At 72.9% G+C, this 14468-nt stretch carries 12 protein-coding genes and 5 pseudogenes; 12 read left to right on the top strand and 5 right to left on the bottom strand.

Going from position 1 to position 14468, the window contains the following annotated elements; genetic code table 11:
• Positions 1 to 28: 28 nt before the first annotated feature.
• Positions 29 to 556 carry an arginine repressor gene (locus tag BMX65_RS12860; RefSeq protein WP_075000382.1) on the top strand — a complete coding sequence of 176 codons (528 nt, stop codon included), beginning with the start codon at positions 29 to 31 and terminating at the stop codon, positions 554 to 556.
• 216 nt (positions 557 to 772) lie between these two features.
• Here BMX65_RS12860 and BMX65_RS12855 read toward each other — a convergent pair.
• Positions 773 to 1753, bottom strand: a pseudogene (locus tag BMX65_RS12855) (bile acid:sodium symporter family protein); the annotation flags it as partial.
• A gap of 141 nt (positions 1754 to 1894) precedes the next feature.
• On the bottom strand, positions 1895 to 2779 hold the full coding sequence (locus BMX65_RS12850; protein ID WP_075000380.1) for an SCO6745 family protein: 885 nt from the start codon (positions 2777 to 2779) through the stop codon (positions 1895 to 1897).
• Positions 2780 to 2852: 73 nt separating this feature from the next.
• On the opposite strand from BMX65_RS12850, the gene BMX65_RS12845 reads away from it, so the two are divergent.
• The 4 genes and pseudogenes from BMX65_RS12845 to BMX65_RS33495 all read left to right on the top strand — a co-directional run.
• Positions 2853 to 3233 (top strand): DUF488 domain-containing protein, encoded by a 381-nt coding sequence (locus tag BMX65_RS12845; RefSeq protein WP_075000630.1) that lies wholly within the window; start codon positions 2853 to 2855, stop codon positions 3231 to 3233.
• A 155-nt stretch (positions 3234 to 3388) separates the two neighbouring features.
• Positions 3389 to 3481: pseudogene (locus tag BMX65_RS33505) on the top strand (hydrolase); the annotation flags it as partial.
• A 97-nt stretch (positions 3482 to 3578) separates the two neighbouring features.
• Positions 3579 to 3791, top strand: a pseudogene (locus BMX65_RS33500) (pentapeptide repeat-containing protein); the annotation flags it as partial.
• Between the two features lie 194 nt (positions 3792 to 3985).
• Positions 3986 to 4201 (top strand): annotated as a pseudogene (locus tag BMX65_RS33495) (pentapeptide repeat-containing protein); the annotation flags it as partial.
• A 212-nt stretch (positions 4202 to 4413) separates the two neighbouring features.
• On the opposite strand, the gene BMX65_RS12830 reads toward BMX65_RS33495, so the two are convergent.
• The 3 genes and pseudogenes from BMX65_RS12830 to BMX65_RS12815 form a co-directional block, all read right to left on the bottom strand.
• Positions 4414 to 4974: a hypothetical protein gene (locus BMX65_RS12830; protein WP_075000378.1), complete on the bottom strand. Its 561-nt coding sequence runs from the start codon at positions 4972 to 4974 to the stop codon at positions 4414 to 4416.
• Between the two features lie 153 nt (positions 4975 to 5127).
• Positions 5128 to 5705 (bottom strand): annotated as a pseudogene (locus BMX65_RS32085) (IS5 family transposase); the annotation flags it as partial.
• Between the two features lie 36 nt (positions 5706 to 5741).
• Positions 5742 to 5996 (bottom strand): DUF6332 family protein, encoded by a 255-nt coding sequence (locus BMX65_RS12815; RefSeq protein ID WP_177214258.1) that lies wholly within the window; start codon positions 5994 to 5996, stop codon positions 5742 to 5744.
• A 621-nt stretch (positions 5997 to 6617) separates the two neighbouring features.
• Between BMX65_RS12815 and BMX65_RS12810 the strand changes: the two genes are divergently transcribed.
• From BMX65_RS12810 to BMX65_RS12780, 7 genes are all read left to right on the top strand, one after another.
• On the top strand, positions 6618 to 6800 hold the full coding sequence (locus BMX65_RS12810) for a hypothetical protein (protein WP_143081843.1): 183 nt from the start codon (positions 6618 to 6620) through the stop codon (positions 6798 to 6800).
• Between the two features lie 200 nt (positions 6801 to 7000).
• Complete coding sequence (locus BMX65_RS12805) at positions 7001 to 8197, top strand: argininosuccinate synthase (protein WP_075000374.1); 1197 nt, start codon at positions 7001 to 7003, stop codon at positions 8195 to 8197.
• Positions 8198 to 8283: 86 nt separating this feature from the next.
• Positions 8284 to 9729: an argininosuccinate lyase gene (argH, locus tag BMX65_RS12800; RefSeq protein WP_075000373.1), complete on the top strand. Its 1446-nt coding sequence runs from the start codon at positions 8284 to 8286 to the stop codon at positions 9727 to 9729.
• A 210-nt stretch (positions 9730 to 9939) separates the two neighbouring features.
• The gene (locus tag BMX65_RS12795; protein WP_075000372.1) at positions 9940 to 10908 is read left to right on the top strand and encodes an aldo/keto reductase; all 969 of its coding nucleotides are present in this window, start codon (positions 9940 to 9942) and stop codon (positions 10906 to 10908) included.
• A 112-nt stretch (positions 10909 to 11020) separates the two neighbouring features.
• Positions 11021 to 12106, top strand: a complete 1086-nt coding sequence (locus BMX65_RS12790; RefSeq protein ID WP_075000371.1) for an alpha/beta fold hydrolase — start codon at positions 11021 to 11023, stop codon at positions 12104 to 12106.
• Positions 12107 to 12309: 203 nt separating this feature from the next.
• Positions 12310 to 12861: a TetR/AcrR family transcriptional regulator gene (locus BMX65_RS12785; protein WP_177214257.1), complete on the top strand. Its 552-nt coding sequence runs from the start codon at positions 12310 to 12312 to the stop codon at positions 12859 to 12861.
• Positions 12858 to 14402: an MFS transporter gene (locus tag BMX65_RS12780; protein WP_239501874.1), complete on the top strand. Its 1545-nt coding sequence runs from the start codon at positions 12858 to 12860 to the stop codon at positions 14400 to 14402. The genes BMX65_RS12785 and BMX65_RS12780 overlap by 4 nt, the downstream gene beginning before the upstream one ends.
• Positions 14403 to 14468 lie beyond the last annotated feature (66 nt).

The raw sequence follows: 14468 nt of genomic DNA, 5'->3' as shown, positions 1-14468 counted from the left end.
GCAGATGAATCAGAGGGGTACGCGCACGATGACCGAGGAGCAGCACGGGGGACAGGCCGTCCCGCAGACCCGGACGGCCCGGCACCGCCGCATCGTCGACATTCTCAGCAGGCAGCCGGTCCGCTCGCAGAGCCAGCTCGCCAAGCTCCTGGCCGACGACGGGCTCACGGTCACCCAGGCCACCCTCTCCCGGGACCTCGACGAGCTGGGCGCCGTCAAGATCCGCAACACCGGGGGCGAGCTCATCTACGCGGTCCCCGCCGAGGGCGGGGACCCCACCCCGCGGGCTCCGCTGGGCGAGTCGGCCACCGAGGCCCGGATGGCCCGGCTGGCCGGCGAACTCCTCATCTCCGCCGAGGCGTCCGCCAACCTCGTCGTCCTGCGCACCCCGCCCGGCGCCGCACAGTTCCTGGCCTCGGCCATCGACCAGGCCGGGGTGCACGAGATCATCGGCACCATCGCCGGTGACGACACCCTGCTGCTGATCAGCCGCGACGCCGACGGCGGCCAGGCGCTGGCCGACCATCTGCTGGCGCTGGCGCAGAAGGAGCGCTGAGCGCCGACCGCCGAGCGGGCCGGTGCCGGGGTGCCGCGCTCAGCCCGCGGCGCGCGGCCCGGCGGCCGGCTCCGCGCCGTCGGCTCCGCCCGCCGACGCCGGGCCGGAGTCCGCCGCGCCGGAGTCCGCGGGGACGGCGTCTGCCGGGTCGCCCAGGTCCGCCGCTCCGGAGTCCGCCGGGCGGCCCGCGCCGGTGCTCGCCCGTGCCGCGGCGCTCCGGTCGCGGTGCACGAACCAGGCCGCGGCCAGCGCGCCCGAGACGTTGTGCCACACGGAGAAGACGGCGGCCGGCAGCGCCGCGAGCGGACTGAAGTGCGCCGCGGCCAGCGAGGCGGCCAGCCCCGAGTTCTGCATGCCGACCTCGAAGGCCAGCGCGCGCCCGGCCGGTTCGCCGAGCCGGGACAGCCGCCCCACGGTGTAACCGAGCGCCAGGCCCAGCCCGTTGTGCAGCACCACCGCCAGGAACACCAGCGCCGCCGCCGACTTGATGGTGCCCGCGCTGCCCGCCACCACGATGGTGACGATGACCGCGATGGTCGCCGTGGACAGCCAGGGCAGCGCGGGCAGCGCCCGTTCGACGGCGCGCCCGGCGAGCAGCCGGACCAGCAGCCCGCCGAGGACCGGCAGCAGCACCGTCTTGACGATGTCGCCGACCATCGAGCCGGTGTCCACGGGCAGGAACTCGCCCGCGAGAAACAGCGTGAGCGGCGGAGTCAGCAGCGGCGCGACGAACGTGGAGACCGAGGTGACCGAGACCGAGAGCGCCACGTCGCCGCGCGCCAGATAGGTCACGACGTTCGACGCCGTCCCGCCCGGTGAGCAGCCGACCAGGATCAGCCCGGCGGCGAGCTGCGGGGACAGGCCCAGGCCCTGCGCGACCAGCCAGCCCAGCCCCGGCATCACGAGGTACTGGGCCGCCAGCCCCAGCGCGACCGCCCAGGGGCGGCGGACGACGCTCCGGAAGTCCGGCACGGTCATCGTGAGCCCCATGCAGAACATCACGACCCCGAGCAGGTAGGGCACCGCTTCCGCGCCGCCTGTGAAGCTGCCGGGACTGAGCAGGCCGAGCGCGCCCGCGAGCAGGACCAGGAGCGGGAAGAGCGTCACCGCGCGGCGCGCTCCGCGCTGCTCGGCGGCCGGGTCGGGGGAGTCGTCGGAGTGGGGCGGGGTGTTCTGCTGTCCGGTTCGCACCCGCAGAGAGAACGCCCTGGTGGGGCCGGTTGGCAAGGGCTGTCTCGCGATGTGATCCAGAAGCGGTGGGGCATCCGCGCGTGCTCCGGGCGCCGTTGGGGAGGCGGCCGGGGGAGCGGCGCCCGGAGCACGCTCACCCGCTCCGGTTCACCGCGGCCCGGGCGCGCGGACGGTGAGGATGCCCAAGGTGGACTGCGTGGGCAGCAGTCCGGAGGCGACCACGGCCGAGAAGACGGGCCGGTTCAGCTCCGCCAGCCGTGCGCAGCCGGCCTCGCCCAGCGTCCGGTACGGCGCGGCGGCCAGTTCGTCGGTCATCCGCTCCACCTCGTCCCGCACCGCGCGTCCCCGCTCGGTGGCGGCGCCGTCGGCGTCGAGCAGTCCCCGGTCGGCGAGCCGGGCACGGGCCGCCGCCCACGCCTGCGCGCTCCAGCCGCGGGAGGCGAAGTTCGCCACCGGTGCCGCGCCGACCGACGCGAAGGACGCCAGCGCCTCGCAGCCGTCCAGCCCGGCGGCCTGCAGCGCCGCCAGGTGGCCGTCGCCGCGGTGCTCCCGCAGGATGTTCGCGGCCTGCCACAGCACCAGATGCGGCTCGGCCGGCCACTCCAGCGCGGCGTTGGCGGCGGCCAGCGGGCGGCCCGCGAGGTCGGCCGCCTCGGCGGCGGTACGGGCCAGTTCGGCCGCCTCGGCGAGACCCGCATCGGTGAGGCCGTCGCCCAGCATCGTGCGCAGCGTCGCGTCCACGCCCCGGGTGCGCGCCTCCAGAACGGCGGCGGGCGGGGCGGTCCGCCAGACGCCGGGAACGTGCTCGGCGACCGTGCGCGGGTCGAAGCTGTAGAAGAGCGCCGTCACCAGCGGGGCGGTGGCGGCCCCGAGCGGGGCCGCGCGGAGGGCGAAATAGGAGGGCCAGCGCGCGGCGGTGTCGTAGCCGAGGGCGCCGGTCTGCGCGGCGACCTCGGGGGAGAAGTAGACGCAGGCGTGGACGGGTTCGAGCTGGTGCCACATCTGCCGGGCGAGGGCCGGGAAGTCGGTCATGGCGGGAATCTAGAACAACGATGTGAACACCGTCAACATGCGGGAGTCGGGCGACCGGCCGCACCCTGGCCCCATGGCTGCCCAGAAGAAGCCGACGATCCGGGTCCGCCGCGTCTACGAGGCGCCCGAGCCCGCCGCGGACGGCGCCCGCGTCCTCGTCGACCGCCTCTGGCCGCGCGGGCTGCGCAAGGAGGAGGCCGCACTGGACGCCTGGTGCAAACAGGTCGCCCCCAGCGCCGAGCTGCGCAAGTGGTACGGACACACCCCGGAGCGCTTCGCGGGGTTCGCCGAGCGCTACCGCGCCGAGCTGGCCACGCCCGCGGGCGCCGAGGGCCTCGACGAACTCCTCCGGGCGGCCTCCGGTGCCCGGGTGCTCACCCTGCTGACGGCATCCAAGGACCTCTCGCTCGCCCACACCCGGGTGCTGGAGGAAGTGCTGGGCGAGCGAGGCTGAGCGAGGGGGGGTGTCCGAGCGGCACCGGTCATCGCGCATCAGCCCGACACCGAGGGTGGGCCCGCGGGACACCGCCGTGCGCCGGCAGCGCCCGGTCCCCGCGGTCCCGGGTGCACCCCACCGCAATGCGGGGCACCCGTCGGCTGACGCTGATGATGACCAGCATCGTCTTCGATGTCGGCGAGACCCTCACCCGCGACGACCGCTACTGGGGGCACTGGGCCGACTGGCTCGACGTCCCGCGGCATCCACGTCCCCGGCCACTCCGCATGCCTTGCCGCTCCGCATGCCTTGCCCACGTGGCTGACACCGACCGCGACGCCTGCCTGGCCGGCCTTGCTCCCGGTGCGGACATCGACCACCGCGGCACGCCCTTTACCGAGGGACTGCCGGATCGGTTGCTCGACGCCCTCCGCGACCCTGCCACCGGCACCCCCCCGATTCGGCGACGCCCTGTTCGACTTGGCGGTGCTCTCACGCGACGTCCGGTTCGATCAGGCGGTGTTCTCCGGCCTCGCCTGGTGCGCCGGGGCGCGGTTCTCCGGCGACGCCCGGTTCGACCACGCGCGGTTCGAGACGACGCCGGTCTTCGGCCCACTGGTGTGTGCAGAGAGGGTCGATCTGGCTTCTGCGGTGGTCGGGGCGCCGGGGACGCTGGAGGTGGCCGCCGCACGAGTGTCGCTGTGGCGCACGCGCTTCGTCTCCACGGCGGCGCTGCGGGTGCGCCACGCGTGGGTGGATCTGTCCGGTGCCCGGACCCGGTCAACCCCACGAGTGCCTACCCCGAGCGGGTGTCGGCCGAGCGATTCGAGAAGGCGCTGCGGGTGGTGCTCAACTCCGTGGTCTTCCGCTCCTCAGGCCATGACCTGACCACCGCCGGCACCTGCACCGGGATGGCCTCCCGCTTCACCGAGCCCGTTCTCCTCGGCCTGGCGATCCTGGCTGTCCGCGCGCGCGTCAAGCGCTGAAGGGCCGTCCGCGGACGACGTGCCGGGGGCCGGCTGCGCTCGCCCGAACGCGCCCGGGGCCCTGCACCGGGGCCCGACTTCGGTGCGGGGGTGACGCTGCTACCGGGTGCCTCACCCAAGGGCCGTGCGCCGCCCAGGGCCGATGGGATGCAGGTGTGCCGGCGCGAGGGCTGGACCGGGATCCACTCCCGGGCGCTGTCACCGGTCCGCCACTACGGGGTGGGGGCTTCTGCGCCGGGGCAGGCGTGCTCGTCCATGTCGATCGACACGGTGTCGTAGTGGACGTGCCGGCGCTGCCGCTCGGCGTGCACGTTCAGGCAGAAGGCCGCGTCCGTTCCGCTCGCGGTGACGTTGTAGGCGGCGATCTCCGCACCGCCCTTCAGCATGCCGTCGCGCGGCGGGTCGGAGGCCAGCTCCACAACCAGAGCTTCCTCGTAGAGGGACTCCTGCGCGGGGACGGGGCCGTTCTCGGCTATGTGGGACCGCAGGATCTCCGGGTACATGCCCCCACCGGAGGCAGGCCCGAACTGCGAGGCGCCGGAGAGCTCCTCACTCGCGTCGATGACCGCCAGCCGCAGATCCTCCGCCTCCCAGGACGCCGACGGCCCAAGGAACCCGGAGCGTGAATACCCGTACAGGACCACGCCTCCGATCACCAGGGACAGGACGATGAGCATCCGGCCCACTGGGTTGTACGGGTTGTAGACGTAGCGGCCGGTACCCCACTTGCTGCGGAGGAAGACCTTCTCCGAGTCCTCGTCATGAACGCTCACCGCCCCATTGTCCAAACACTCTCGCCCGCACACTCGACGGGTGCTGCTGCACGCCGGGCACGACGCGCGCCAGAGGGCCGGCGGCTCTGCCCGCGTTCACCCGAACGCGTCGTGCCACCGCTGCCCCGGGGCAAGAACACGTGCTGGGATTCATCTCATTCGGTGAGCCCTGTCGGCATGGAGCTTTCCGGGCTTCCGCCGCCGTCGTCCACGGCGCGAGGGGATGGGCGGGATGCCCTTCACGAGCGGGATCAGGGCCTGGCCGTCGGGCAGGTTCGCCGCCGGGATCCCGACGGATATGGGCAGATCTGATCGTTCCGTCATCAGGTCGATCTTCGAGCCGTACGTGCCCCGGTCGACAGGATTCGGATCTGTCAGGTCCCCCCTTTCAAGGCCCGCATGTTCACCGAGTCGCTCGCGCACCGCGACCAGTCCAGCTCGCCGCGGGCACCGAGTTCGTCGAGGACCAGGCGGTGGAGCTTGGCCCACGCCCTGGCCTTCGACCACTCCGCAAACCGCCGGTGCGTGGTCGCTCCGGGCGGGCCGAACGACGACGAAGGCAACTGCTGCCACGTACAGCCTGACGTGGCAACGAACACGATCGCGGCCAGCACTTCCCGGTCGCTGTGCCGACGCCGCCCACCGCCCTGCGGCCGCGACGGCGCCTCTGGCACCACTCGCTGGAACAGCTCCCACAACTCGTCCGGCACCAGCCGCTCAACGATCCCCACTCCGGGAGGCCAGCGACCGCAAGGCAAGGGTTACAGTCAGTGGCCCAGTCGGCGCTGCTCGTCGAACCGAAGCAGCACCCGCACCAGACGCCATGCTCCGGCCACCGCTCCGAGCAGTGCACCCCCTGTCAACATGCCTCTCCCTGTCGATCCAGAGAGGCCAAGGACCAAGGCGAGAGCCCAGGCGGCTGCAAAGATCACTCCAGCCAGCACGGCGGCCGTCACCAGGGCGAAAGCGATCTCCACTGTCATTGCGTCCTTTTCCCACCGCGACTCACGCCCCATGTCCATGCTTCAAGTCTCACATCACGGTCAAGCCACCGGGCCCGCCTTGGCCTCCGATGTGCACGAGCGGCTCGATCGCCAATCGAGAGGACTTCGTACGAGGTTGTGAGCGAATGAGCTCGGGACGTGCTGGCCTCGGAGGTTCGGCTGGTGGGCGATTCAGCAGGCCACCGAGCTGACGGGCACGAGTTCGGTGCTCGGCTTGCTGCGGGTGGCACGTTGGGCGGCGCGGTCGGAGACGAGGCCGGCGATGGCCCGGTGGGTGGCCGGGTAGTGCTCGCGGCGTCCGAGGAAGCGTCGACCCGGACTCGGCCGACCGCGAGCACCTGCCGTGCGTCTACTGCGACCAGTGCAGGGCCCAGATCACCAGCGCCCAACACCAGGACGAGCCCGCCCTGGAGGCCGTGCTCCACGAGGTTCTGCACCTCCACCGGCGGCAGAAGCACACCGGAGCGCGACTGCTGCGCACCACCTGACCCCCGCCCCCGGGCGGCCCGTCGCGCACAGGGCTCCCCTCCAACGCGCGCCGGCAGCCGGAGGCAGGGCCCACCGCATCCGGCGTGCGACCGCACGCCGGACACCCCAGAAGGGAGGGTCCCATGGCCCATGGCATATGCCACGGAGGTCATGACAGGCCGAGCGATCCTCGGTGCGGACATGGCCGACCGCCTCGTGACACGCATCGTCGAGGACCACCCCGGGTTCGACCTCCCGTTCGCGGAGCGGATCGTCGACCAGACCGGGGCGTTTCTCGCCGCCTGCGCCGGACGCTCCCGGTACGCGCCGTCGGGTAGCCGCTCGGCTCCATAGGGTAGCCGTGCGTGCCGGGCCCGGTCGCCGATGCCTCACCCGCCGGCGGCAGGGGCAGGGTCCCCTTCCGCGCGTCCGGCGGCAGAGAGGGCGGCCCGGCGGTACCGCAGCGGCTGCGTCGCAGGTCAGGCACGCGTTGACGAAACATACGGCGGAGTGCATACTTATACCAGTCAGCGCATGCACGTAAGGAGAAGCCAGTGACCGAGCGCGTCGTACTCGCCTACTCAGGCGGCCTGGACACCTCAGTCTGCATCGGCTGGATCGCCGAGGAGACCGGTGCCGAGGTCGTCGCCGTCGCCGTCGATGTCGGCCAGGGCGGCGAGGACCTGGATGTCATCCGCAAGCGCGCGCTGGCCTGCGGGGCCGTCGAGGCCGAGGTCGCCGACGCCAAGGACGAGTTCGCCGAGGACTACTGCCTTCCGGCGATCAAGGCCAACGCGCTCTACATGGACCGCTACCCGCTGGTCTCCGCCCTCTCCCGGCCCACCATCGTCAAGCACCTGGTGAACGCCGCCCGGAAGCACGGCGCCGGCACGGTCGCGCACGGCTGCACCGGCAAAGGCAACGACCAGGTGCGGTTCGAGGCAGGTATCTCCTCTCTCGCCCCCGACCTGAAGTGCATCGCGCCGGTCCGCGACTACGCCATGACCCGGGACAAGGCCATCGCCTTCTGCGAGGAGAAGGGCCTGCCCATCGCGACGTCCAAGAAGTCGCCCTACTCCATCGACCAGAACGTCTTCGGCCGCGCGGTGGAGACCGGCTTCCTCGAGGACATCTGGAACGCCCCGATCGAGGACGTGTACGAGTACACCTCCAACCCCGCCACCCCGCGGGAGGCCGACGAGGTCGTCATCACCTTCGAGAAGGGCGTGCCCGTCGCCCTGGATGGCAAGCCCGTCACCGTCCTGCAGGCCGTCCAGCAGCTCAACGAGCGGGCCGGGGCCCAGGGCATCGGCCGGATCGACATGGTCGAGGACCGGCTGGTGGGCATCAAGTCCCGCGAGGTCTACGAGTCCCCGGGCGGCATCGCGCTGATCACCGCCCACCAGGAGCTGGAGAACGTCACCGTCGAGCGCGAGCTGGCCCGCTACAAGCGGCAGGTCGAGCAGCGGTGGACCGAGCTGGTCTACGACGGCATGTGGTTCTCCCCGCTCAAGCGGGCCCTGGACGGCTTCATCGACGAGGCCAACCAGCACGTCTCGGGCGACATCCGGATGACGCTGCACGGCGGGCGTGCGGTGGTGACCGGCCGCCGGTCCGACCAGTCGCTGTACGACTTCAACCTGGCCACCTACGACACCGGGGACACCTTCGACCAGTCGATGTCGAAGGGGTTCATCGAGATCTTCGGCCTCAGCAGCAAGATGGCCGCCAAGCGCGACCAGCAGGCGTAAGCTCTTCGGCCCTGCCCCGCCCTTCCGTTCGTCGGGAAGGGCGGGGCAGGGTCACTCTCCACCACCACACGGACAGGCACCCACCAGTGAGCAGCGAGAACAGCGACAGCGCCGACAACGGGGACGTCCGCCTCTGGGGCGGGCGCTTCGCGGACGGTCCGGCGGAGGCCCTCGAAAAGCTCTCCGCATCGGTCCATTTCGACTGGCGCCTGGCGCCGTACGACATCGCGGGCTCCCGCGCCCACGCCCGCGTCCTGCACACGGCCGGGCTGCTCACCGGCGACGAGCTGAGCCGGATGCTCGACGGCCTGGACGCGCTCGAACGGGATGTCGCCTCCGGCGACTTCCAGGGCACGATCGCCGACGAGGACGTGCACACGGCCCTGGAGCGCGGGCTCCTGGAGCGGCTGGGCAAGGACCTCGGCGGCAAGCTGCGCGCGGGCCGGTCCCGCAACGACCAGGTCGCCACCCTCTTCCGGATGTACCTGCGGGACCACGCCCGGGTCCTCGGCGGCCTGCTGGCCGATCTGCAGGGTGCGCTCGTCGGCCTCGCCGAGGCGCACCCGGAGGTGGCGATGCCGGGCCGCACCCACCTCCAGCACGCCCAGCCCGTCCTCTTCGCGCACCACGTCCTGGCGCACGCCCAGGCGCTCGCCCGGGACGCGGAGCGGCTGCGGCAGTGGGACACCCGCACCGCGGTCTCTCCCTACGGCTCGGGCGCGCTGGCGGGGTCGTCGCTCGGTCTCGACCCGGAGGCCGTCGCCGCGGATCTGGGCTTCGAGGGCGGCAGCGCGGCGAACTCGATCGACGGGACGGCCTCCCGCGACTTCGTCGCGGAGTTCGCGTTCGTCACCGCGATGATCGGCGTGGACGTCTCCAAGATCGCCGAGGAGGTCATCCTCTGGAACACGAAGGAGTTCTCCTTCGTGACCCTGCACGACGCCTTCTCGACCGGCTCCTCGATCATGCCGCAGAAGAAGAACCCGGACATCGCCGAGCTGGCGCGCGGCAAGTCCGGCCGGCTGATCGGCAATCTGACCGGGCTGATGGCGACGCTCAAGGCGCTGCCGCTGGCCTACAACCGGGACCTGCAGGAGGACAAGGAGCCGGTCTTCGACTCCATCGACCAACTGGAGCTGCTGCTGCCCGCGTTCACCGGCATGATGGGGACCCTGACGGTGCACGGCGACCGGATGGCCGAGCTGGCCCCCGCCGGGTTCTCGCTGGCCACGGACATCGCCGAGTGGCTGGTCAAGCGGGGTGTCCCGTTCCGGGTGGCGCACGAGGTGGCGGGCGCCTGCGTGCAGGAGTGCGAGCGTACGGGCATCGAGCTGGACGAGCTGACCGACGCGCAGTTCGCCGCGCTCTCGCCGCACCTCACCCCCCAGGTGCGCGAGGTGCTGAACGTGCCGGGCGCGCTGGCGGCACGGGACGGCAAGGGCGGCACCGCGCCCTCCGCTGTGGCCGCGCAGCTCGCCGACTTCCGCGCCGACCTGGACGGGCAGCGCGCCTGGGCGGACGCCAAACGCTGACCGGCCGTCCGCCATCCGCCGCTCGCCGCTCGCCGCCCCTCCGGGCCCGGTCCGCGGCCGGCGCGCGGGTGAGCGGGTCCGGCCGGGTGCCGGAGCGTGCTCGGCGACACTTCCGGGCCCCGCACCGGGTGCGGGGCCCGGAGGCGTGTGCCGGGTACGGTGGAGCGACCGGAGCCGCCACCGTCGACACCGCCCGGCCGGGAGCAGCCGATGTCCTTCGCCCGTCTCGCCTCTGTCACCACACCGACGGCCCACCTCGGCCTCGGGCTGGCCGCCGTCGGCCGTCCCGCCTACCTCACGCTCGGCCGGGAGGCGGACCTGCCCGCGGAGCGCACCCCCGAGGCGATGCGGGCCCGGACGTACGAACTCCTGGACGCCGCCTACGCGCAGGGCGTGCGCTACCTCGACGTGGCCCGTTCCTACGGGCGTGCCGAGGAGTTCCTGGCGGACTGGCTGCGCGAGCACCCGGAGGCCGACGTCGTCGTCGGCAGCAAGTGGGGCTACACCTATGTGGGCGAGTGGCGTACGGACGCCGAGGTGCACGAGGTCAAGGACCACTCCCTGGCGGCGTTCGAGCGGCAGCTCGCGGAGACGAGGGAGCTGCTGGGGGACCGGCTCGACCTCTACCAGATCCACTCGGTGACCCCGGACAGCCCCGCGCTGACGGACACCGCGCTGCATCAGCGGCTGGCCGAACTGGCGGCCGAGGGCGTCACGGTCGGTTTCAGCACCAGCGGCCCGGCGCAGGGCGACGCCATCCGCGCGGCACTGGCGGTCACCGTGGACGGCGAGCCGCTCTTCCGCACCGTCCAGAGCACCTACAACCTGCTGGAGACCTCCGCCGCCGACGCGCTGGCCGAGGCACACGAGGCGGGTCTGACGGTACTGGTCAAGGAAGCCCTGGCCAACGGTCGGCTGGCAGGGGGTCAGGAGCCCCGGGACCTGCACCTGGCGGCCGAGGCGGTGGACACCACTCCGGATGCCGTCGCGCTGGCCGCCGTCCTGCGGCAGCCGTGGGCCGGGGTCGTGCTCTCCGGTGCCGCCACCGTGGGCGCGCTGCACTCCAACCTGCTGGCCACCGCGGTCGACCTGGACGAGACCCAACTGGCGCTGCCGGGTGACCTGGTGGAGGAGCCGGAGGTCTACTGGCGGCGCCGCGCCGAGCTGCCCTGGGAGTGACGTCGCAGGTCACCCCGGGGGGCGGAGCGGCAGAGCCACGGATTTCGTTGCATGTTAAACCGACTCCGGGGCAGGTGGTCTCCCGCACATTGAGACACTGGGAGACCGAGAAATGAAAAAGGCATCGAGAGCCGCGCTGGCGCTCACCCTCTCCGTGGCCGCGGTGGCCGGCGGGATCGGCTTCACCGCCGGAGCCTCGCAGGCCGAAGCCTCCAGGAAGCCCGAGCCGGTGGTCCAGGACCGGTTCGACCCGCTCGGCCCGCCGATGCACCAGTTGCGCCACGAGAGCCGCACCGTGCACTACGCGGACACCGGCGAGAGCGACGGCACCCCCGTGCTCTTCATGGGCGGCACCGGCACCACGGCCCGCGCCTCGGGCATGACGGAGTTCCTGCGCACCACCCGGCAGAAGCTGGGCCTGCGGATGATCTCCGTGGAGCGGAACGGCCTCGGCGACACGGAGTTCGACCCGAAGCTGGGCTTCGCGGACTACACCTCCGACGTGCGCGCCGTCCTGGACAAGCTCGGCATCCGCAAGGCGCCCGTGATCGCGATCTCCGGGGGCGGCCCCTACGCGGCGCACTTCGCCGCGGCCGCGCCCGGGCGCGTCTCCTCGCTCCACCTGGCGGCGGCACTCCCGCCCTACGGCGAGAAGCCCGGGTACTGCGGCAGGAGCGACGCGGAGCTGGCGGCGGCCGTCCGCGAGCAGATCCGCGATCCGCGCGCGTGGTGGGCCTTCCCCGAGGACAGCCCGGTGCGGAAGATCCCCGGGTTCACCGACCGGGCCGAGGAGGACGGCGCCCGTTCCTACTATCTGCGCGGCCAGCTGGGCGACCCCGAGGCGCAGGTCCACGAGCAGCGGCTGTACTGCGAGCGCCCCGGCCCCGACCTGTCCGCACTCCGGGCGCCGGCCTTCGTCTACACGGGCGCCAAGGACACCACCGTCCCGCCCGCGACGCAGGCCCGCTGGGCCGACGCGCTGCCCGCCGAGCCGGTCACCCGCCGCTACGACGACAGCGGCCACGACGTGCAGTACCGCCACTGGGACCAGATCCTGCTGGACGTGGCCGGCCACGCGGACCGCACTGCGGTGTGCACCGGCAAGGGGAACAGCGGCAAGACCCGGGTGCTGCCGGAGAAGGCCGCCGAGCGGGCCCTGAAGAAGGGCGCCACGCCGGGGAGCTGCGCCTGGCGCTGACCCCCGGCCGCCCCGGGCCCGCACGGGCGGCGCCCCGCCGTGCGGCGGGGCGGCCCGCAGTCGGGGACGGGTGTGGCCCGTCCCCGGCGGGCAGCCCGTGAACCGCACGGGCCCGGTTCCCACGCCCCGCCGCACTCCCGCGGCGGGGCGCTTTTCATGCCTCATATGCGACACCCATGTCTCACATGGAGTACTGTTGTCTCATGAGTGTGGATCGGGAAGAGCTGCTGAGCACCGCCGCCGACCTCCTGACCCGGCGGCCGACCTCCTCCATGGACGACATCGCCAAGGCGGCCCGGATCAGCCGCGCGACGCTGCACCGCCACTTCGCCGGGCGGGAAGCGCTCATCCGTGCGCTCGAACAACTCGGCCTCCGCCGCCTCGACGCGGCACTGGACGCCGCCCGGACGGACGAGGGGGACGCCGCCGACGCGGTGCGGCGGGTCATCGCCGAGACCGAGCCGCTGGCCGGCTTCCTCGGGTTCCTGGTCACCGAGAACCAGCTCTTCGAACCCGGCGAGCAGCACGCGGGCTGGACCAGGATCGACGAGCGCATCAGCGCCCTCTTCCAGCGCGGACAGCGCCAGGGGGCCTTCCGGATCGACCTGTCCCCGGCCTGGCTGACCGAAGCGCTCTACGCGCTGATCACCGCCTCGGCCTGGGCGGTCCAGGACGGCAGGGTCGCGGCCCGCGACTCGGTACGGATGACCGCGGAGCTGCTGCTCGGCGGCGTACGGCGGAGCGTGGAGGAATGAGCGGCCACACCACTGCCACCGGTCCCGGCGGCACCCCGGCGGACACCGGCCCCTCCCGGCTGCGGTGGCTGGCGCTGGCCGTGCTGGTCCTCGCCGTGCTGCTGGTCGGCATCGACGTCACCGTGCTCGGCCTGGCCGCGCCCTTCCTCAGCGAGGACCTGCGGCCCTCCAGCACCCAACTGCTGTGGATCGGCGACGTCTACTCCTTCGTCATCGCCGGAATGCTGGTCTCCATGGGCAGCCTCGGCGACCGGATCGGCCGCAAGAAGCTGCTGCTGACCGGGTCGGTGGCGTTCGGTGCGCTGTCCGTGCTCACCGCCTACGCGCACAGCCCCGAGGCGATGATCCTCTGGCGGGCGCTGATGGGCGTGGCGGGCGCCACCCTGATGCCCGCCACCCTCGCGCTGATCCGCAACATCTTCCCCGACCCCCGGGAGCGCAGCCTGGCCGTGGGCATCTGGGGCGCGATGACGGCCGCGGGCACCGCGGTCGGCCCGGTCGTCGGCGGGTTCCTGCTGGAGCACTACTGGTGGGGCTCGGTCTTCCTGATCAACCTGCCGGTGATGGCGGTACTGGTCCTGGTCGGCGCCAAGCTGCTGCCGGAGTCCAGGAACCCCGCCCCGGGCCCCTGGGACCTGCCCAGCGTCGGACTGTCGATGGTGGGCCTCATCGCGCTCGTCTACGCCGTCAAGGAGACCGCCGCCTACGGCTTCCGCTGGGACGCCGCAGGCGCCGCGGCGGTCGGCGCGGGCGCGCTGTACACGTTCGTGCGGCGCCAGTTGCGGCTGCCCGCGCCGCTGCTGGACATGCGGCTGTTCGCCCACCGCGGCTTCAGCGGCGCCGTCCTCGCCGACCTGCTGACCATCCTCGGACTGTCAGGACTGGTCTTCTTCCTCTCCCAGTTCCTCCAGATGGTGCAGGGCCGCTCCCCGTTCCAGGCCGGTCTGGCCGAACTGCCCGCCGCCGTCGGTTCCGTCGTCGCGGGTCTGTGCGCCGGGTGGGTCGCCCGCCGTACCTCCGTGCGGGGGGCCGTGTCCGGCGGGCTGGCCGCGGTGGGAGCCGCCCTCGGTGCCTGCCTGTGGCTCCAGCCGACGACCAGCTATCTGCTGCTGGGCGGCGTGCTGCTGGTGGTGGGCGTGGGCGCGGGTCTGGCGTTCACCGTGACCGCGGACGTCATCCTCTCGACCGTTCCCCGGGAGCACGCGGGTGCGGCCTCGGCCGTCTCCGAGACCGCCTACGAGTTGGGCGCCGCGCTCGGCATCGCGCTGCTGGGTTCGGTGGTGACCGGCGTCTACCGCTCCTTCGGCACCCCGCAGGGCGTTCCCCCGGACGCGGCCGAGCACGCCCGGCAGTCACTGGGAGAGGCGGTGCGGACCGCGGACGCGCTGCCGGCCGCCGCGGGGACCGGACTGCTGGACGCCGCCCGCGACAGCTTCACCGAAGGGCTCCGGTACGGAGCCGGTGCCGGGGCCGTCGTCCTGCTCGCCGCCGCGTTCCTGGCCTGGCGGCTGCTGCGCGGGCAGCGGCTGGAGGAGAGCTGAGCGGCGGCCGTCGCACGCCCGCCGCGGAGTCCGGCCGCCGGAGCCGCGGGGCCGCCGGACCCGCGG

It is taken from the genome of Streptomyces qinglanensis, from assembly GCF_900111245.1.
GTDB classification, from domain to species: domain Bacteria; phylum Actinomycetota; class Actinomycetes; order Streptomycetales; family Streptomycetaceae; genus Streptomyces; species Streptomyces qinglanensis.
The sequence above is the reverse complement of the archived record's forward strand: the minus strand, read 5'-3'. Positions and strand labels throughout refer to the sequence as shown.